This window comes from Pseudooceanicola batsensis HTCC2597, from assembly GCF_000152725.1.
GTDB lineage: Bacteria > Pseudomonadota > Alphaproteobacteria > Rhodobacterales > Rhodobacteraceae > Pseudooceanicola > Pseudooceanicola batsensis.
The window spans coordinates 2,751,417-2,771,192 of record NZ_CH724131.1; the positions used below are offsets into that span (position 1 = coordinate 2,751,417).

16 protein-coding genes are annotated in these 19,776 nt (G+C 67.1%); 7 read left to right on the forward strand and 9 right to left on the reverse strand.

Annotated features, from left to right (window positions below; all coding sequences use genetic code 11):
• The 4 genes from OB2597_RS17215 to OB2597_RS17230 form a co-directional block, all read right to left on the reverse strand.
• On the reverse strand, positions 1-4,899 hold the full coding sequence (locus tag OB2597_RS17215; protein ID WP_084658869.1) for an MBG domain-containing protein: 4,899 nt from the start codon (positions 4,897-4,899) through the stop codon (positions 1-3).
• Positions 4,847-6,514 (reverse strand): ShlB/FhaC/HecB family hemolysin secretion/activation protein, encoded by a 1,668-nt coding sequence (locus OB2597_RS17220; protein ID WP_009806887.1) that lies wholly within the window; start codon positions 6,512-6,514, stop codon positions 4,847-4,849. Before OB2597_RS17220 ends, OB2597_RS17215 begins: the two co-directional genes overlap by 53 nt.
• A gap of 224 nt (positions 6,515-6,738) precedes the next feature.
• Entirely contained in the window at positions 6,739-8,058 is a 1,320-nt protein-coding gene (locus tag OB2597_RS17225; protein WP_009806888.1) for a hypothetical protein, read from the reverse strand.
• A 34-nt stretch (positions 8,059-8,092) separates the two neighbouring features.
• Positions 8,093-9,145, reverse strand: a complete 1,053-nt coding sequence (locus OB2597_RS17230) for an OmpA family protein (RefSeq protein WP_009806889.1) — start codon at positions 9,143-9,145, stop codon at positions 8,093-8,095.
• Between the two features lie 144 nt (positions 9,146-9,289).
• Here OB2597_RS17230 and OB2597_RS17235 point away from each other — a divergent pair, with 144 nt between their 5' ends.
• Positions 9,290-10,771, forward strand: a complete 1,482-nt coding sequence (locus OB2597_RS17235; protein WP_009806890.1) for a caspase family protein — start codon at positions 9,290-9,292, stop codon at positions 10,769-10,771.
• On the opposite strand, the gene OB2597_RS21955 is transcribed toward OB2597_RS17235, so the two are convergent.
• Genes OB2597_RS21955 through OB2597_RS17260 form a run of 5 tightly spaced genes read right to left on the reverse strand, consistent with a single transcriptional unit; the run spans position 10,772 to position 14,542 of the window.
• Complete coding sequence (locus OB2597_RS21955; RefSeq protein ID WP_009806891.1) at positions 10,772-12,667, reverse strand: DUF4384 domain-containing protein; 1,896 nt, start codon at positions 12,665-12,667, stop codon at positions 10,772-10,774.
• Positions 12,668-13,072 (reverse strand): ExbD/TolR family protein, encoded by a 405-nt coding sequence (locus OB2597_RS17245; protein ID WP_009806892.1) that lies wholly within the window; start codon positions 13,070-13,072, stop codon positions 12,668-12,670. It lies immediately after the preceding gene.
• Entirely contained in the window at positions 13,069-13,488 is a 420-nt protein-coding gene (locus tag OB2597_RS17250) for an ExbD/TolR family protein (RefSeq protein ID WP_009806893.1), read from the reverse strand. The genes OB2597_RS17245 and OB2597_RS17250 overlap by 4 nt, the downstream gene beginning before the upstream one ends.
• On the reverse strand, positions 13,485-14,117 hold the full coding sequence (locus OB2597_RS17255; protein WP_009806894.1) for a MotA/TolQ/ExbB proton channel family protein: 633 nt from the start codon (positions 14,115-14,117) through the stop codon (positions 13,485-13,487). The genes OB2597_RS17250 and OB2597_RS17255 overlap by 4 nt, the downstream gene beginning before the upstream one ends.
• Before the next feature lie 2 nt (positions 14,118-14,119).
• Positions 14,120-14,542: a hypothetical protein gene (locus OB2597_RS17260; protein ID WP_050759251.1), complete on the reverse strand. Its 423-nt coding sequence runs from the start codon at positions 14,540-14,542 to the stop codon at positions 14,120-14,122.
• 182 nt (positions 14,543-14,724) lie between these two features.
• Between OB2597_RS17260 and tssA the strand changes: the two genes are divergently transcribed.
• The 6 genes from tssA (at position 14,725) to tssE (ending at position 19,770) form a co-directional block, all read left to right on the forward strand.
• The gene (tssA, locus tag OB2597_RS17265; RefSeq protein ID WP_009806896.1) at positions 14,725-15,750 is read left to right on the forward strand and encodes a type VI secretion system protein TssA; all 1,026 of its coding nucleotides are present in this window, start codon (positions 14,725-14,727) and stop codon (positions 15,748-15,750) included.
• Between the two features lie 60 nt (positions 15,751-15,810).
• A complete protein-coding gene (gene tssB, locus OB2597_RS17270) occupies positions 15,811-16,326 on the forward strand; it encodes a type VI secretion system contractile sheath small subunit (RefSeq protein ID WP_009806897.1) in 516 nt (171 codons plus the stop codon).
• A gap of 3 nt (positions 16,327-16,329) precedes the next feature.
• Positions 16,330-17,823, forward strand: coding sequence for a type VI secretion system contractile sheath large subunit (gene tssC / locus OB2597_RS17275; protein WP_009806898.1), 1,494 nt, complete (start codon positions 16,330-16,332; stop codon positions 17,821-17,823).
• 47 nt (positions 17,824-17,870) lie between these two features.
• The gene (locus OB2597_RS17280; protein WP_009806899.1) at positions 17,871-18,395 is read left to right on the forward strand and encodes an Hcp family type VI secretion system effector; all 525 of its coding nucleotides are present in this window, start codon (positions 17,871-17,873) and stop codon (positions 18,393-18,395) included.
• Positions 18,396-18,476: 81 nt separating this feature from the next.
• Positions 18,477-19,280: a type VI secretion system accessory protein TagJ gene (locus OB2597_RS17285; RefSeq protein ID WP_009806900.1), complete on the forward strand. Its 804-nt coding sequence runs from the start codon at positions 18,477-18,479 to the stop codon at positions 19,278-19,280.
• Positions 19,273-19,770: a type VI secretion system baseplate subunit TssE gene (gene tssE, locus OB2597_RS17290; protein WP_009806901.1), complete on the forward strand. Its 498-nt coding sequence runs from the start codon at positions 19,273-19,275 to the stop codon at positions 19,768-19,770. Before OB2597_RS17285 ends, tssE begins: the two co-directional genes overlap by 8 nt.
• Positions 19,771-19,776: the final 6 nt, after the last annotated feature.

Consider the following 19,776-nt stretch of genomic DNA (forward strand, 5'->3'; position numbering starts at 1 on the left):
TTACAGTTCGACCACGCGGCTCAGCTGGATGCCGGCGGTGTCGAGGGCCGAACTCACCGTGTTGACCGTGGCGGTCTGCACGGCGGCCAGTTCGGGATCCTCGGCCCGGATCAGCGAGATCGCCTTGCGTATCTCGTTTGACGCCGTATCCAGCGCGCCCTGCGCCTCGGCCACGGCCTCGGCGGTGATGGCGCGGCGTTCGGCATCGGTTTGGGCGGAGGCCAGGCGCTGCGCCGCGCGGCTGCGGGCACCGTCGATGCGCGCGCGGGCGGTCTGGACGATCTGGCCGACATTCTCCATCCCCGGCGGCAGGTCGGTCGAGATGCTGTCGAGTTCGCTCGCGAAGTCGTCGAGCGCGTCGGAGAGACAGGCCAGCGCCCCAAGCCCGCCGCCGCCCTGGGCATCGCAGGCCGAGAAGTCGGCCTCGAAACCCTGCGCGATGGCCTGCGCGGCCTCGAGCGTCTCGCGGGCGGCTTCGGTCTCGCCGCCGGTGCCGGTGCCTCCGGTCGTGCCGGCGCCTGCTGTTCCGTCCGTGTTGTCCCCTCCGTCACCGAAGACGATGACGGTGTCCGGCGGGTTCGGCAGGCCGGAATCCACCACCGTCGGCGGCGGCACGGGGGTCGTGTCGTCGGGGGCGGGCTCTGCCACGGTGAGGCTGCCGTCGACATAGGAGATCATGTAGTTGTCCAGTCCGGTCCCGGACGCGCCGCCCGCCGAAATCGGATAGGGGCTGCCCTCGACCGTCGCGCTGGCAGGAGAGCCGCTGCTGGTCAGCATGACGTCGTCCACGGTATCGGCATTCTGCAGCCCGTCGACCGAGAATTCAGTCGGCGTGAAGGTGTCGCCGAAGAATTTCACGGCGTCGTCGGCGGTGATGGTCAGGGGCGCGGGATTGACCGTCAGCGAGCCCGACCCGTAGCTGATCGTGTAGTTGGACAACCCGCTGCCGACCGCCGAGGAGGACGAGATACTGTAAGGCCCCCCGTTGACAGTAGCCGTCGCGGCCGAGCCGGCCGAGGTCATGGTGACACTGTCCACCGTGTCCGAATTCACCAGCCCGGTGGTGCTGAAGGCCATGGGCGTGAAATCCTGGCCATAGGTCTTCGAGACGTCGTCGGGCGTGATGATCAAGGACGCCGGCGTCACGGTCAGCGATCCGGGGACATAGGTCACATTGTAGTTGTCGAGCCCCGAGCCCGAGGCGTTCGACCCGTCGATGCTATAGGGGGAGCCCGCGACCGTGGCGGTCGCGGCCGATCCGGCCGAGCTCAGATCGACGGTGTCCACCGTGTCCGAGAACATCAGCCCCGTGGTCGTGAAGCCCGTCGGGTTCAGCGCGGTGCCGTAGGTCTTGCTCGCGTCGTCCGCCGTGATGGTCAGCGGCGCCCGGTTCACCGTCAGCGCGCCCGAGACATAGGTGATGTCGTAATTGCCGAGACCCGAGCCCGAGGCGCCGCTGGCGACGATGTCGTAGGGCGACCCGCTGACCGTGGCCGAGGCGGCGGATCCGGCCGACGTCAGCTCGACACTCTCGACGCTGTCCGAGAAGAGCAGGCCCGAGGTTGAGAACCCGTTGGGCGTGAAGCTCTGCCCGTAGGTCTTGGAGCTGTCGTCGGCGGTGATCGTCAGGGGGGCCGGCGTCACCGTCAGCGCGCCGGTGCCATATGTGATGCTGTAGTTCGACAGGCCCGTGCCCGTGGCGCAACAGCCCGTAATGTCGTAGGGCGACCCCGAGACCTCGGCCGTGGCTGCGGCGCCCGCCGAGGACAGCGACACGTCATCCACGGTGTCGCTGAAATAGAGCGTGCCGGAGGTGACGGAGAAGGCGGTCGGTGTGACGGCCGTGCCATAGGTCTTCGAGATGTTGTCGGGCGTGATTGTCAGCGGTGCTGCGGTGACTGTCGCGCTGCCCACCCGGTCGATCACGCGGTAGGTGACGCCCTGCGTGCTCGTCAGGTCGGAACCGTCGACGGTAAAGCTCTGGGCACCCACGGTCTGGCCCGAGAAGCTGAGGCTGGCGAAGATCGGAGAGGTGTCGAGCGTGTCGTTGTCGCCGTCGAAGACATAGCTGCCCGGCCCGCCCGCGACCGTGCCGGTGGCCGTCGCCGAGGGCGTCAGCCCGTACTGGACCGAGAGCGCATCCGGCGTCGCCAGAACGACGGGCGAGGTGGAATAGTTCACCGGATAGAAGCCCGTGTCGCCCGGCGCCCAGACCGAGGCGAAGTCCCAGCCGAAGCCCGAGGCGTTCGAGATGAAGGTCTCGGTGTCCTGGAACTGCGCGGTGGTCAGACCGGTCGCGCCCGGGCTGCTCGAGAAGCCCGAGGTGTTGGTGTCGAAGAAGTTGCCGCCGTTCGAGCCGAAATCCTCCCCCGCGAAGCCGCCGGAGTTGAACGTCGCGTCGCCCGAAGTCGACACGGCGCCGGTGGAATAGGAGCGGTTGATCGTGCCGAGGATCGCGCCTGCGAACCCGCCGGCATAGACGGTGGCGCCCGAAGCGGCCCCGGCGTCCACGGAAACGTCGCCCCGGGCATGGGAATCGTTGACCGTGAAGGCGCTGCCCTCCCGGCCGACAAAACCGCCCGCGTAGATCAGGTTGCCGGTGGCGACATTGACGACGCTCACCTCCCCGGTGGCGTTGGAGCGGTTGATCGTGCCGTCGTTCACCCCGACGAAGCCACCGATGAAGTTCGAGGAATCGTTGGTGATGTTCGCAGAGACGGCAACGGCGGCGACGCTGTCCTCGATCAGGCCGGTATTGTACCCGACCAGCCCGCCGGTGTCGTAGCCCGCGCTGGCGATCGTGCCGCTGACGCGCACGTTGCGCACCGTGCCGTCGTTGCGGGCGGCCAGGATGCCGGAATCGGCACCACCCATGCTGGCGTTCGAAATCGTGAGATCCCGGACCGTTGCGCCCATGCCGATCGTGTCGAACAGACCCGAGTTGCTCAGCCCGTCGCCGTACCCGCTCGACGCGAGGCCCGAGATCGTGAAGCCGGCGCCGTCCAAATCGCCCTGGAACTGGAAGATCGGCTCGAATCCGGAGCCGTTGAAGGCCGTCCAGCTGGCCGAGCCGCTGGCGTCGATGTCGTTGGCAAGCACTACGCTCATCCCGGACAGCATGTTGCCGCCGAGACCCTGGAGGCCGTAGACATCGGTGATCTGGTAGGGGGTGCCGCTACTGCCGTCGCCGCCGAGCGCGCGCAGGAAATCGGACCCGCTGGAGATGCGGAAATCGGCGGCCGAGAAGGCGGCGATCGTGCCGACTTGGGACCAGAGCCCCTGCTGGAGCTCGAACCTGTCCACATCGATCACGGCCGCGGCCGCCGGCGTTATCGTATTGAAGGCATTCAGCGTGAGCCGGCCGTTCGGCCCGTTCATCGCCCCGTTCAGGTCGATGTTATTGTCGGCGAACATCGAAAGGCCGGTGGCTGCGCTCCAGTCGATGTCTGCGTTGATCGTGATGTTGCCCGCATCGCTGACACCATTGTTGGACGTGTCGAGCACGACATTCGACGAGGCTAGGTTCGCCTCGAGATCGTCCTCGCCCCCGGCGCCCGGATTGATCGTGATGTTCTCGGGATCGAGCAGCAGCGTGCCCCAGGCGCCGGCCGCGGCGCGCGTATCGGCACGGCCGGAGTAGGCCAGCGTTTCCTTCGATGAGACCTCGATGAAGCCGCCGTCGCCCCAGGCGTCCCCGCCCCGCGCGCTGAGCGCGCCGCTGAAGGTCGTGCGCTGGTCCGACCAGACCACGATCAGGCCGCCGTCGCCGGTGTCTAGGGCATCGGCCGCGATATGCGTCTCGGCATCCGCCGTTACCGTCTCGGCATGTTGCAGATAGCCCTCGCCGCCGAAATCCCCGCCGATCCGGACCACGCCGCCCCCGCCATCGGCGCTGGCGACGATCCGCGCGCCCATCAGGGCGATCTTCTGCCCGGTCAGGTCGATCTTGGGCCGGTCGCCGGTGGTGCTCGCGCTCGACCCCTGCCGGGTGCGGGTGGTCGCGGTGCCCGAGACGGTGACCGTGCCGCCGGACCCGCCGCCGAGGATGATCGTGCCGTTGCGCACCGCGACAGAGCGTGCTTCGGCGAGCCCCGAGAGGTTGATCGCATGGCGGGCGGCATGGCGGGCCGTGGCGGCGCGCATCTCGATCAGCCCGCCCTCGGCGCTGGCGGTGCCGGTGTTCTCGATCAGCGCATCCATGTCCGCGCCGCCGGTCGGGACGGCCACCTGCAGGAACTGGTCGCCCGACACGTCGAGCGTCACCCGTTCGCCCGAGGCGAAACCGACCCGGCCCAGCGGCACGGCCACGGTCCCGCTGTTGCGGACGCGGCCCCCGATCAGCGCGGCGTAACCGCCCCGGCCGATCATCACGCGACCCTCGTTGGTGACGGTGGCGGAATTGCCCCCGCCGGAATAATCGAACTGCCCGGCCTGGAAGTCGTCGGTATCGATGCCCAGGGTCGAGGCCACGAACCCGCCGGTGTTCACCGACCCGGTCGGGCCGATGAAGATGCCGTTGGGATTGACGATATGCACCTGGCCGTTTGCCGTCAGGCGCCCGTGGATCGCGCTGGTCGTGTCGCCGGTGACGCGGTTGAGAATGCGGGAACTGGCCGAGGGCTGGCGGAAATCGACATGCGCGCCCGCACCGATGGAAAAGCCCTGCCAGTTCACCACCGCGGAATCGCTGCCCTGAGTGACGGTCATGTGGGTCGCGCCGGGACGGGCGACGCTTACCTGGCCCGCGACGACGCTCTCTCCGGTCGGCAGCGGATCGGCCATGGCGGGAAGACAGATGCAGGCCGCCACACCGCCGAGCAGGGCCGGTTTCAGGCGGCGTGGCCGGTCAGAACCGGAAAGTCCCCGAAATGCTGAATCGATTGTCGTCCGGAACCGCATCGTTGCGTTCTCCTCTTCCGAATTCGATCCTGAGACTGCTGGACCGGAAGCTGGAATTCGTGGCCGTGAAAATATCTATACCGATACCATAAGCGATTGCCCTCGTCTTGGCCTGTTCAAGCGCGGTCGGCTGAGCGAGGTGCGCCATGCCGCCGGCCAGGAAGACGTATGGGTGCAGGCGCAAGGGCACCTGGCCGACCTGCGACTCGAACCGGGTCGAGACCTCGGCGCGCAGCAGCCAGCCGCTGTCGCCCTTGAGCGCGCCGCTGTCGAAGGTCGACAGCTCCGAGGCGCCGACGAGGCTGAACTGTTCCGAACTGGGCAGCGGGCTTCCGAACGAGGACTGGAATCGGCCGAAGAGCGAGAGCGAGATGGACTCGGTCAGCGACCGGGAATGGGACACCGTCGCCGCGAGTTTGGTGAAGGTCGCATCCGTGCCCGCGCGCGACAGGGGTGTTCCGCCCGCGGCGCTGGCCGCCGTCCGGGCGCCCAGCCCGTCCAGCCCCTGCGAGAGCGTCAGCGAAGCCGAGGTGAAGGCGTTGTCGTTGTGCAGGTACGTCAGGTTCCCGGTGGCCCGCAGCACGGCGAGCCGGTCGTAATAGATATCCGCCCCGCCGACGAGGGTCTGCCGGTCCTGCTGCAGATCGAGGGCGAGCTGCCCCGAAAGATTGAACTGCCGGCCCCGGATGAAGGGATGGATCACGCGCAGGGACTGCCGGTCGAAATCCGACCGGGCCGGTGCGACCGGGTTGTCGGGCGTGGTGTCGCTGAAGGTGAACTCGAGGTTCACGCTGGTGCCGGACAAGTTGACGGGCACGACGCCGCCGAAGGCGATGATCCGGCTGCGCGGATCGCCCGAAAAGAGGGCCTGCGGTGCCCCCGAGATCCGCGCATAGAGCGTCTCGCCCAGACCGAAGGCGCTGTTCGCGTCGACCCCGGCGTCCAGGGCGACGCTGCCCAGTTCCGATCCCACCGAATTGCTGAACCCGACAAAGCCGGTGACCCGCTGGTATTGCGGATCGAGCCCGATGATCGCGGCGCCCCTGTCGCTGCCCGGCGCGATGGCCGAGCGCAGGGCGGTGCCGGGCACGTCGCCCGCAAGAAGGAGCCGCCGCTCGAGTTCGCCCTGCCGCAACCCGCGCCGCTGCACGAGACCCGAGGTCAGGGCGTCGATCCGCGGACGGATCTCCTGCGGCACCTGCGAGGTGTCGATCTCTTCGATGTACCCGTCGACCACCACCACCTGCAGCCGCCCGCCGTCCTGCAACTGCTGCTGCGGCAGGACCACGCGGGCCAGGATGAACCCGGCCTCGGCATAGGCGGCCTCGAGATCGGCCGTCGCCTCGAACAGTTCCGACACCGGAATGCGGCCACGGGTCAGCCGGTCGACATAGGCCTGGTTCGCCGCGGCCATCTGCGGAAGCGGATCGCGCAGCGCGACACCCGAAAGCGTGATGCCGATCGCCTCGGATCCGGCCGGCGCGGCCGTGCCGACCTGTCCGGTGAAGACCACCGCGCCGTCCAGCCGCTGAAGCGGCGGCGCAAAGCTTTCGGGGGTGATGTCCGAGGCCGTCTGCGCGAGGGCCCCGTTGGTCAGAGCCAGCGTACCGGTCACGCAAAGCGCCGTCAGGCACTTTCTGTATTGCAGGAGATGTGCCCCAAGGCATCGGAAAGCAGGTGCCACGCGCGGTTCCTTCGGGATTGCTGTCGACGGTTTCCTACCGTCAGTTGAATGGATTTTCCACGTTGCATCAATGCAGCGGGCCAAAAAACCTGACCTGACGTCAAAGTGTCTCCGGAATGCGACGCCGCCCCGTTTCGGGACGGCGGCCGGGCGGGTCAGGCCACCAGTACCTTGGCGATGCTCTCGAGCGACTTTGTCGCCGGCGCCGTGACCGAGACGTTGACGAAACCGTTGTTCTGATCGACGTCCCCGAAGAAGTCGTCCTGCAGTGCCGCCTGATAGCGTCTGACCGCGTCGAGGGCCTGTTTCTTCAACAGCTCCCGGTCGCGTCCGTCCGGCGTCACCGTGATCTGGTCGAGAACCTTCTCGAGCTGGGTATCGAAATCGGCGAGTCGATCGGTCAGGCCGTTGATCTCGCCGGAGATCGCGGCCAACTCCGGGGTCTCGGCGATCTGCGCCCGGATGGCGTCCTGAAGCTTGCCGATTTCGGAGAACATGCTCGAGCGCGTGCTTTGCCAGAGGATGCGCGACTTCTGGAAGGGCACGACATCCTTCGGGACCTCCTGCTCGGTGCCCGACCCTTCGGCCGCGGCCTTCTGCAGGGCCGGCGTCAGCTTGCCGGCGATGGTCACCGCCGTCTTGTAGTCGTGCTGTTCGGCCTTCTCGACGGCCATCATGTAGGCGCCCTCGAGCTGCGTCCGGTTGGCCGGATTGGTCGCTATGGCCTTCATGTAGAGCGCGGCGAGATTATCGGCGATGGCGGTCCATTTCGCGGCATCGGGGTCGTCGGACGGGGCGGCTGCGGGTTGCTCCTGCTGCGCTTGGCCGGATGCGCCGGCATCGACCACCTGTTTCAGCTTGGCGGCCACGGCCAGCGCGCCCTTGTAGTCGCCCTTGGCCGCGGCGGCCTGCGCACCGCTCCAGGCCTTGGCGACGGCCGGGCCCTTGGCCTGGTCCGCGGCGGCGAATCTCTGGATCACAGGCGACAGCGCACCCTCGATCTGGGTCCAGCGGCCGGCCAGGGGGTCGTCGGCATCGCCTACTGCGTCGTTGCCGGCCTGCTGTTCCTCGGCCGGGGTGCCCGCGTCGGGCGCCTGGGCCTCGGGGCCGTCATCTTCGGCGTCCTCTTCGGCCTCGACCGTGCCGCCGTTGGCGTCCAGCACGATGACCTTGAACTTCTGGTTCATGTTCGTGAAGAACTTCTTCATGCTCTTGGCGATGCCGGGCGGCACGTCTGCTTCGCAGGTCAGCACCATTTCCTTGCCGTTGATCTCGCAGGTGCCGCAGGTCACCTTGGGCGTCTCGCCGGCCTTCTTGGCGTTTCGCATCAGCGTGGCCGGCGGCTTCTTGAGGTCGAGCATCATGACCGTGTTCTCGGGTTTCTTGCCCAGCGACAGGCCGAAGTTCACCGGCCGCTGCCGCGCCTTCATGAAGAGGCCCTTGAGTTCGTCGATCTGGTCGTCCTGCATGAGCATCTGGATTCCTCCTCCGATAACGTGCCGTCGGCGGTCACTCCGCCACGGAAAATTCGATGCGCCGGTTCCTGCTGCGCCCGGCGTCGGTGCCGTTGTCGGCCACGGGCCGCGCCTCGCCGTAGCCGACGGCGATCATGCGCCCCTGTCCCAGCCCCTTGGCGGCCAGGTAGTCCACCACCGAACTAGCCCGGCGTTCGGACAGCGACTGGTTCGACGCGGCACTGCCGATGCTGTCGGTATGACCGGCGACCGCGATGCGCAGGCCGGGACAGCGCGAGATGATGTCGTAGATCGAGTCCAGCAACGGCGCGCTCGCATCGTCGAGCCGCGAGGACCCCGGCCGGAAATAGATGTTTCCCGTGCGCGATAGGATCTCGAACCGGCCGACGCAGGCCTCGAGGTCGAAGTTTCCGGTCGGCTCCAGCGCGGCCGAGGCCGGCTTCGCTTCGGCCGCGACGGTCTGGACGGCCGCGGGGGCGCCCTCGCCGCGACGGAAGATGAGGTCGAAGCTCACCGTGGTCGAGGGAACGATGGTCACGCTGGCCGCGTCCTCCAGCTTTTCCAGCCCCCCCATCAGGTTGAAATCCGCGACCTGGAGAGGGATCGGCTCGGCGGTCGAGACGGCGACGAGGTCGGCGCCGATCAGCGTCAGGGAAATCTGCGCGGTGAGATCGCGGCTGACGCCGTGCATCGACAGGCTGAACGGCAGGTCCACCGTCTTGCGGCGCACCGTTTCCAGATCGGCCACCATGCCGGGGTCGATGCGGGTGCTCACCTTCGCCTCGGGGAACTGGAACGTCTCGAAGAAGAGGAACCGCATCCGCACGTTGCGCAGGTCGACCTTTGTGTCGACGCTGTCCAGCAGGATCGTGAGCACGGCGGTGCCGTCCGGCGCGATCTCTCCGGTCATGGTCGCGAAAGAGGAGGTTTCGATGGTGGAGCCGTTCTTGATCGACTGGAACTGGAGCGACGATGCCTCGGCCTCGAGTCGCCAGCCGCCGCTGAACGGGTCGCTCTGTGCCACGGCCAGCGGGGCCCAGAGCGTTGCAAACAGGACAAAAGCCGCGGAACGCCACAGTTTGACCATAAGCTACTCCCACAAGTATCAACTGAGACTATCCGGCGTGGCGGGCCCGAATTCAACTATATTGTCGTCACGCCTCATCGGTTCGTGCATGGCGCGGCCGCAAGGAATGGGTAGAATGGAGGCGGGAAACGAAAGGGGCAGCTCATGCGGACCGTCTTCGCGATCATAATGTTGCTGGCGACTTTGCCGGCCGCCGCCGAAGAGCGGATCGCGCTCGTCATCGGCAATGCGCAGTATGCGCAGGTCGCATCGCTCGACAACGCGTCCAACGATGCCGGCCTGATCGCCGGTCGACTGCGCGCCCTCGATTTCGACGTCACCCTGCTGACCGACGCCACCGAGGTCGACATGAAGCGCGCGGTCGCCCAGTTCGGCCGCGACCTGCGGGCCGGAGGCGAGGATGCGGTAGGGCTTTTCTACTACGCTGGCCACGGGGTGCAGTCCTTCGGGGCCAACTACCTCGTGCCCGTGGACGCCAGCCTGACCGTGGCCGCCGATCTCGACCTCGTCGGGGTCGAGGCCTCAACGGTGCTGCGCCAGATGGCCTCGGCCCGGAACCGCACCAATATCGTCATTCTCGACGCCTGCCGGAACAACCCCTTCGACGACATTCCGGACATGGACGACAACGGTCTGGCAGAGATGAAGGCGCCGACGGGCACCTTCCTATCCTATGCGACGGCACCCGGCGCGGTGGCCCTCGACGGCGTCTCGGACAACAGCCCCTTCACCCGCGCGCTGGCCGAGACCATTCTCGAGCAGGACAAGCCCATCGAGCAGGTCTTCAAGGACGTCCGCGTCAAGGTCATCGCCGAGACCGGCGGAGCGCAGACACCCTGGGACACGTCTTCGCTGACGCGCGATTTCGTCTTCCTCGCCGGCGAGCGGCTGACGCCCGAGGAAGCGGCCGAGGAACGGCTCTGGGTCTCGGTGCAGCAGACCCGGGACCCGATCCAGTACATGCTCTTCCTGCGGTCCTATCCGGACGGCCGGTACCACGAACAGGCGCGGCTGGCCCTGAATGCCGCCCTGGCCGACGAGCTCGACGCCGGACAGGAGGCGCCGGAACCGACCTCTCAGGCCGCACCCGCGCCGCAACCCGATGTCGCCACCCCCGCCGGGTCCGAGGCCGAGATGATGGAGATCGCGCGCGCCTCGGGCGCGATCGCGGATTACCAGGCCTATCTCGACGCCTATCCCGAGGGGGTCTTCGCCGAACTGGTGAAGATCGAGATCGCCGCCATCCGCGAGAGGCAGGCGAAGGACCCCGAGCGCCCGGCCGAACCGCGCCAGCAGGCGGCCGCTCCCGCTCCGGCGCCGGTGCCGGTCGATTACGACGTCTTCTTCGACCGCCCGCTCGAACACGGGGCCGCCGAGATCGTCGGCAAGACCATCATGGAGGTCGCAACCTCGAGTCCGGTCTTTCCCCCGATCGAGGGCCTTCCGGAAGAGCTGTGGAAAGAGCAGTCCTGCAGCAACTGTCATCAGTGGACGCGCGCCGATCTGTGCGAACAGGCCAAATTCTACAACCGCGAGGTCGCGGCGCGCTCGCTTCAGAAAGAGCATCCCTTCGGCGGTTCGTTCAAGCGCAACCTCAAGATCTGGGCGGATGGCGGCTGTCGCTGATCATTGTGTCGCGGGCGCGGTGGTGATGAAGAAATAGACCCATTCGCCCTTGAAGTCCGGGTGCGCCGCGCGCGCCGCCGCGATCCGGTCCCGCAGGAAGGCAAGGTAGGGCTCCGCCGGTTCGGTGATCGGGCGCAGCCCCTCGTAGAGCCGTTCCGAGGCCGCGAACGCCACGGCGATCTCCTGGCCGAAGGGCGGACCGATCGTCAGTCGCAGCCCGGGCCGGCCGGGGCGGTCCGTCCCGATGCCCACCACCGACTGGGCATCGTGATGGTCCAGCGGGATCGTCTCGTTCGGGACCAGGTGGATCACGCTGCCATCCGCCGCGAAGTAGTCGACATAGACATAGGCGTCGTAATCGGGCGCCGTCAGGTCGAACTGCAATCGCTGACCGTCGGTAAAGCGGTAGTCCCGCGCCTGCGCGTTCGCCCCGATCAGGCGCGTGTTGGTGAACTGGTCGGTGGACTGCGGCAGACCCGCCTGCGCGATCCCCTCCAGCGCGCCGCATTGCGGCTTGGGCAGATGCAGCAGGTTGGCAGTGACCTTGAGGCCCTCGCCGACCTGGTCCCGCATCGCCGCCAGAAGCGGGCCGCGCAACTCCGGGTCGGGGATATGGCCGCGCAATACCAGTGCGCCGGTCTCGGGGACGAAGGTCGCCGAGACGCGGGCGCAGTCCACGCCCGTGAGGATCGAGGCGAGGTCGTCGCGCACCTCCTCGGCCCCGTCGAGCGCCTGGGGCGACATGAATGCCTGGATCGTCTCCAGCGCCTGGGGGTCGGTCACTGTGCGGTCGCCGAACTGCCAGGCAAGCGCGGCCTTGCCCTGCGTGGCGGGCAGGGTGGCGGACGGCGCAACGGTGGCTGGGGGCGAACGGGGGGCGGCGGGTTCTCCGGCGGCGGCGAGTGCCGGGGCGGCGGTGGTCTCGGGGGTCTCGGCGCCGGTTGCCCGGCCTGTCGGTGCGACGGGATCGGCCCGGGCCGCCGGTGGTGCGGCCTGCGCCAGGGATTGTGCTGCGGGCAGGGCGACCGCAGGGGCGGCGGCCGCGCTATCCGGAACGGCGGCAACGGCCGGAGCGACCGCAGCGCTGAGCGCCGCGGCCGGTTTCGAGGGCGAGGCGAGGGCCGAGGCGGTCGCGCCGGCCGGTCGCTCGGCCTGCGCGGCCTGCGCGTCGGGAAGGACCGTCGCGGCGACGGCGGTGTCCGGGGCGGCGGCGGCAGCGCTCTCGGCGGCGGGCTTCTCTCCCGACAGGCTCTGCCGATCGGGCGCCGCCACGGCGAGCCGCTGGCCGGCGGCCGTGGCCTCACCAAGCGTGATCGGGTCGGCCTCTGCGACCGGTGCCGCGGTGGCCGTCGGCGCTGCGACACCGGTCAGCGCGGCCGCCTCGGGCTGTGCTGCGCGGGCGGGCCGGGTGTCCGGCCGGAGCGGCGTTGCGTCCGCGGAAACCGGATCGGCGGAGGCAAGCGGATCGGCCTCCGCCTCCTGTGCCGATAGGCTCGACGCGTCCAGCCGCGAGGGCGTGGCCCGTGGCGCGCCCGGTGTCACCCGCGTCAGCTCGGCACCCGTCGCCTCGACCCCATGGATCGCCGCGGCCTCCGGCGCCACCGCCCCGGCCGTCGCGGTCGGCACGGCCACCGGCCGCGCCCGGGAACGCGAGACGGCACCGGCGCTGACGGCCGCGCTCTCGCCCTCGGCCTCCTCGGCCCGTTCGGCCGTCGCCTCCTGCGGGAGGGCGTCCTGCGTCGGGGCCGTCACGGTATCCATCTCGACCGAAGAGGTGCCGGTCGCCTGATCCGGCGGCGGCTGCGGATCGTTCAGAGCAAGGTAGAGACCGGCGGCGCCGAAATGGGCCAGGGCCGAGGCGGCCAGCGCCGCCGTCCATCTGCCGGCCCCGCCCATTCAGCCGCCGCCCGGTGTCACGATCAGCATGACATCGCGTGCGCCTGCCGCCTCGATCCGGGCGACCAGCGGCAGGACATGGGTCAGCCGCGCGTCCTTGTGCGCGTTGATACGGACCATCAGATCGGGTCGGTCGGCGAGCATCGCCGTCACCCGCGCGACGAGAGCATCGGCCCCAGTGGCATGACCGTCCAGTGCCAGCGCCCCCTCGGCCCCGACCGAGACCATCGTCCCCCCGGCCGGAAGATCCGCGCCGGTGCGCGCCTCGGCCGGCAGCACCTCGAAGGGCGAGGTGGCGTCCATCCGGCCGACCAGCATGAAGAAGACCAGCAGGAAGAAGACCACGTCGATCAGGGCGATGATCGTCTCGGGCGGCGTGCGGCGGACGGGACGGGCCAGCTTCATTCCGCCGCCTCCAGCCGCATCAGCCGGACCCGTGTGGCCCCCGCCCGGGTCAACGTCTCGAGCGTCGAGACAAGCTGCTGGGTCGTGGCCCGGGTCGATGGCAGCACCACCACGCTGAGAAGCGGGTTACCGGTCAGCCGTTCCCGGACCGCCCGGCCGAGCATGTCCGGGTCGAGCTCCCGGCCCCTCAGATAGGTGCGGCCGTCGGCGGAGATGCGGACCAGCATTGTGGCCGTGTCCTCGCCGGCGGTGGCGGTGGGTGCAGGGGCCTCGTCGCGCCGTTCGACGAAGGGTATCATGTCGAGGTTGAGATAGGTCGAGGTGACCATGAAGAAGACGAGCAGGATCAGCATCACGTCGATCATCGGGACCAGCGAGATCAGGGGCCGTGCGGGCTGTCTGCGGGCGAGTTTCATGGGGCGTGGGTTCCGGTGTCCTCCAGAAGAAAGAACTGTCCGGCGGCCGCCTCGATGTCATGGGCCGCCCCGTCGACACGCGACGACAGCAGCGTCGCACCGACCGCGGCCGGTATCGCCACGACCAATCCGGCCGCGGTGGTCAGCAGGGCCTGCCAGATCCCGCCCGCCAGCACCGAGGCGTTGGCGGCGCCCTGCGCCATCTCGAGTTCCTGGAACGACTGGATCATCCCCAGCACCGTGCCCAGCAGGCCCAGCAGCGGCGCGATCATCGCCACCAGTTCGAGGATCCGGATGTTGCGGTTCAGCGCCTCGACCTCGGCATTGCCGCGGCGCATCAGCTCGGCCTCGAGCGGCTTGCGGGGCATCTTGCCCAGCGTCGCCTTGAGCGCGTAGTGCAGCACCCGGTCCGCCGGTGTCCGGCCCGCCGCGAGGGCCGCGATCGCTTGTTCCTTGTCGCCTTTGGACCACTGCACCAGCGCCTCGTCGCGCCCCGCAGCCCCGCCGCGGGCCGAGGCGAGTTGCAGCGACTTGGCGACGATCAGCGCGATCGAGATGAGCGACAGCACCGCCAGGACGATCAGGACGATCCCGCCGGGGCTGCTCAGGGCCAGGTCCGATCCCGGCATGTCTACTTCACCAGGTCGGCCGGTGCCCGACTGACAAGGTCCACCATCGGAAAGCAGTCGGTGTTCTCTTCGTTCTGCGGCTGGCAGGTGTCGATCGCGTGCAGCAGGATCTCCGAGATGTCGCCGCAGCCGATCTCGGGGATCTCGAAGAGCTTCAGCGTCGTCCGGGCCACCGGCAGCGGCGCGGCGTCGATGTTGAGAAGACGGTCGATCACGCCGTTCCCGTCGAGGATCGCCAGCGACATCTCGAACCCTTCGAAGGCCTTTCCGGTCCGGTTCCGGAACAGGAAGAACGCCCGGCAGCCCGCGCCTTCGGCCGGCTCGAACTTGTTCAGCTCGACGGTCAGGTTCCCTTCCTGTGCCGATGCCGACGGACCGGCGAGGGCGATGCCCAAGCCGATGAATAGTGATGCGATTTTTTGCATGTGACCTCCCGCGCTGTGCCGCGATGAAAGGCCAAAGCCTTGCTTCGGTCAAGGTCGCGCCATGGACCGGCCACAAGTTTCCCTTAGGTCGCAAAGTTGACTAGGCAAGTTGATTTTTTGTGATACGGTGACCGCGTTGCCGTTCCGGCCATTGATTTTGAACGACATCGGCGGGAGGGATTATGAATTTGGATGAGCTTCTTGACAGCCACGGGGATGACGCCCCGAGTGGCGAGGATCTGGAATACGATCCGGTCTTCATGGAGCTCGAGATCGCTGCGCAGCCGGGCGAGGAACGGCAGGCGGGCGACGAAATCCTCGCCGCGGAAGAGCCCGACTACAAGGAGGTCTCGCGCCTCGCGCAGGATGTCCTGGGGCGCAGCCACGACCTGCGCGCCGCCATATATTTCGGCGAAGCGCAGCTGCGGCTGAACGGTCTGCCCGGCTTTGCCCAGGCGACCACGCTCATCCGCCGCTTCCTCGAGGACTACTGGCCGAGCTGTCACCCGCAGCTCGATGCCGAGGATGACGACGATCCCACGATGCGCGTCAACGCCGTGCTTTCGCTGGCCGATGCCGACCGGATCATCCGGGGCGTCCGCCGCGCGCCCCTGACCCAGAGCCGCATGTTCGGCAACCTCTCGCTCCGCCACATCGCCGTGGCGGAGGGCGAGATCACCGCCCCGGCCGACATGGACGACGTGCCCGACGGGGCCGCGATCTCGGCAGCATTCCAGGACACGGACGAAGAGGTTCTGCGCAACATCGCCCAGAGTGCCAGCACCGCCCTGAGCGACGTGCAGGCCATCAGCGCCAAGTTTGACGAGGAAACTCCGGGGCAGGGTCCCGATCTCGATCCGCTGATCCGGATGCTCAAGCAGGCCGAGGCCCGGCTGATGGGCGCCCTTGGCGACCCGGTCGAAGCGGGCGCCGCGGACGCCGAAGCCGAGGAGGACGGTGACGCCGCCGCGGCGCCGGGGCAGCGCGCCTCGGGCGGGGGCGGGATCAATTCGCCCACCGACGTGATCAACACGCTGGACCGGATCATCGCCTATTACGAACGCGCCGAACCCTCCAGCCCGCTGCCCATCCTGCTGGTGCGGGCCCGGAAACTGGTGAACGCCGACTTCCTGACCATCGTCAAGGACCTGGCTCCGAACGGGCTGGACAACGTGCATCTCGTTGGCGGCATCGAGGAAGAATACTGAACACAGGCCGCCGCGAGGGGGCTGCAAGAAACGACGACAGGTTACGAAGGAGCATAGGACATGTCTGGTAGTTCCCAGAAATTCATCGCCAAGAACCGCGCGCCGCGCGTGCAGATCGAATACGACGTCGAGCTTTACGGCGCGGAAAAGAAGGTGCAGCTGCCCTTCGTCATGGGCGTGATGTCCGATCTTGCCGGCAAGTCCGAGGTCGAGCAGCCGGCCGTCGCCGACCGCAAGTTCCTGGAGATCGACGTCGACAATTTCGACGACCGCATGAAGTCGATGAAGCCGCGCGCTGCCTTCACCGTGCCCAACACGCTGACCGGCGAGGGCAACATGGCCGTGGACATAACCTTCGAGAGCATGGACGATTTCAGTCCGGCCGCGATCGCCGCCAAGGTCGAGCCGCTGAAAGAGCTGCTGGATGCGCGGACCCAGTTGTCGAACCTCATGACATACATGGACGGAAAGACCGGCGCGGAAGATCTGATCTCGAAGATCATGCAGGATCCGGCGCTGCTCAAGACGCTGGCCGCCCAGCCCGCCCCGAAAGCTGACAGCGCAGATCAGGAGTAAGAGATGGCCGAAGCAGAAACAGAAGTCTCGGGTGGTGCAGAAGCCACCGCGTTCGGGTCCTCGGATTTCGAGAACCTGCTGCAAAAGGAATTCCGCCCCAAGTCCGACCAGGCCAAGACGGCGGTCGAGCAGGCGGTCAAGACCCTGGCCGAACAGGCGCTGGCCAACACCGGCCTGATCTCGGACGACGCGCTCCGCTCGATCGAGAGCATCGTGGCCGAGATCGACAAGAAACTGACCGAGCAGGTGAACCTGATCCTGCACCACGAGGATTTCCAGCAGCTGGAAAGCGCGTGGCGCGGTCTGCATTACCTCGTCAACAACACCGAAACCGACGAGATGCTGAAGATCCGGGTCATGAACATCTCGAAGAAGGAGGTGCACAAGACCCTGCGCAAGTTCAAGGGCACCGCCTGGGACCAGTCGCCGATCTTCAAGAAGGTCTACGAAGAGGAATTCGGCCAGTTCGGCGGCGAACCCTACGGTTCGCTTGTCGCCGACTATCACTTCGATCACAGCCCGCCGGATGTCGAACTGTTGGGCGAACTGGCCAAGGTCGCCGCGGCGGCCCACGCCCCGCTGATCACCGGGGCCAAGCCCGAGCTGTTCCAGATGGACAACTGGTCCGAACTGGCGAATCCGCGCGACCTGACCAAGATCTTCCAGACGCCGGAATACGCCGCCTGGAGGTCCCTGCGCGAAAGCGAGGATTCCAAATACGTCGGTCTCGCCATGCCGCGGTTCCTCGGGCGCCTTCCCTACGGCTCCAAGACCGACCCGGTCCAGGCCTTCGCCTTCGAGGAAGATACCGACGGCGCCGATAGCTCCAAGTACGGCTGGGTCAACGCGGCCTACGGCATGGCGGTCAACATCAACCGATCCTTCAAGGAATATGGCTGGTGCTCGCGGATCCGCGGGATCGAATCCGGCGGTGCGGTGACAAACCTGCCCTCGCATACCTTCCCGACCGATGACGGCGGCGTCGATCAGAAGTGCCCGACCGAGATCGCGATCTCGGACCGGCGCGAGGCCGAGCTGGCCAAGAACGGGATGATGCCCCTGATCCACCGCAAGAACTCGGACATCGCGGCCTTCATCGGCGCGCAGTCCCTGCACAAGCCTGCGGAATACGACGATGACGATGCGACGGCCAACGCGAACCTCGCGGCGCGGCTGCCCTATCTCTTCGCCACCTGCCGGTTTGCCCATTACCTGAAGTGCATCGTGCGCGACAAGGTCGGGTCCTACAAGAGCCGCGACGACATGCAGGCGTGGCTGCAGGACTGGATCAACCAGTATGTCGACCGCAACTCGGAAACTTCGCCCGAAAGCGTGAAAGCACGCCAGCCTTTGTCCGCGGCGGAAGTCGTGGTCGAAGAGGTCGAAGGTAACCCGGGGTACTATTCCTCGAAGTTCTACCTGCGTCCGCATTACCAATTGGAGGGTCTGTCGGTTTCGCTGCGGCTCGTCTCCAAACTGCCAACCGAAAAAGGCTGATTTGGCAGATACTTAAACTAGTCTATCAACCATGAAAGGACGACACCATGGCATTTGACGCGTTCCTCTATTTCCCCAATGACTCGAAGATGGTCGGGGAAACGCAAGACAAGAGCATGAAGGAAAACAAGGCGACGGAAATCCTGAGCTTTGAGATCGGCGCCGAGAACAACATCAACATCGGCTCGATCACCGCGGGCGGTGGTGCCGGCAAGGCGACCTTCAAGGAACTGACCATCACCAAGAAGACCGACCTGATGTCGGACATGATGTTCGAGTCCTGTGTGACGGGCGCCCACTTCGACACGATGATCATCGAACTGCGCCGGTCGGCCCAGGGCGGCGGCGGCAAGGCCGGCACCTTCCTCATGTGGGAATTCAAGCTGGTCATGATCCAGGACATCAGCTGGTCGGGTTCGGACGGCGACGACATCTGCGAGGAAACCGTCGTGATCCAGTACGGCGCCATGAAGGTGACCTACACGCCGCAGAAGGCAGACGGCACCGCCGGCACGCCCACCAACAAGATGTGGAGCCGCGTCCTCAACGAGGCGAGCCTGGACGTCAAGTAAGCCAACTCATCAGTTGGAAGTTTGTTGTGGTGGCGGGCCTCAAAAGGGGCCCGTCACCTGTCCCATATCAGGAGAATTGCCTTGCAGGCCGAAGACCTTCTCAAAGCCGGAGATCTGGACGGTGCGCTCGACGCGCTGCAGGCTGCCGTGCGCAAGGATGCATCGAATGCGAACCTGCGGATTTTCCTGTTCCAGCTTCTGGCCGTGCGCGGCGACTGGAACCGCGCGATCGCGCAACTCAAGGTTTCCGCCGAGCTCGACCCGCTGGCCACGCCGATGGCCCAGACCTACCGCGAGGGCATCATCTGCGAGGTCTACCGCGAAAAGGTCTTTGCCGGCGAGAAAGAGCCGCTGATCTTCGGTGAGCCGCAGGAATGGATCGCCCTGATGATCGAGGCGCTCAAGCTTCAGGCCGCCGGTCAGGCGGACAAGGCCGCCGACACCCGCGCCCGCGCCTTCGATGCCGCGCCGGCGGTGTCGGGCAGTCTGGACGACGACCCCTTCGAATGGATCGCCGATGCCGACATGCGGCTCGGTCCGCTGCTCGAGGCGGTGGTCAACGGCAAGTACTACTGGATGCCTTTCAGCGCGCTGCAGACCGCGACCTTCGACGCGCCGGCGGATTTGCGCGACGCGGTCTGGACCCCGGCGACGCTCAAGGTCGCCAGCGGCGGCGAGGTCGTGGCCCTGATCCCGACACGATACGCCGGCACGGCGGACAGGGGAAATGCGGCGCAGAAACTGGCCCGCGTCACGGACTGGACCGACCTGGGGGCCGACACCTACGCCGGGCTCGGTCAGCGGTTGCTGACGACCGATGCCGGCGACAAGGCCCTCATGGATGTCCGATCGCTCGTCATGGACCTCGGAGAGGCGGATGTCTGACCGGACGATATCCGAGAGGCTGCAACCATCGCTTCTGGACCGGCTCACGGACCGGGAGCCGTCGGAAAAGGCGGAGCGGCGCGAGGACCGGGTGATCGACGTCAGGCAGTTGCGCGAGATCATCCAGCGCGATCTGGCCTGGCTGCTGAACACCAGCGACAACGGCAACCTGATCGACCCGGAGCGATATCCGCATGCCTCGGAATCGGTTCTGAATTTCGGCATCCGAGAAGTGGCCGGCGATTATTCCACCGTCGAACGGGCGCAGCTGATCCGCCGCGCAATCCACGAGGCGATCCGCATCTTCGAACCCCGCATCCACCCGGGCTCCATCGACGTCGCGCTGCGCCAGGGCGAAGAGAACCGCACGACCATCGTCAGTTTCGACATTCGCGCCGACATGTGGGCCCAGCCCATGCCCATGGAACTCTACCTCCGGTCCGAGGTGGACGTGACGACCGGAGAGCTGGCGCTGGAAAGGATCGCGTGACCCCTC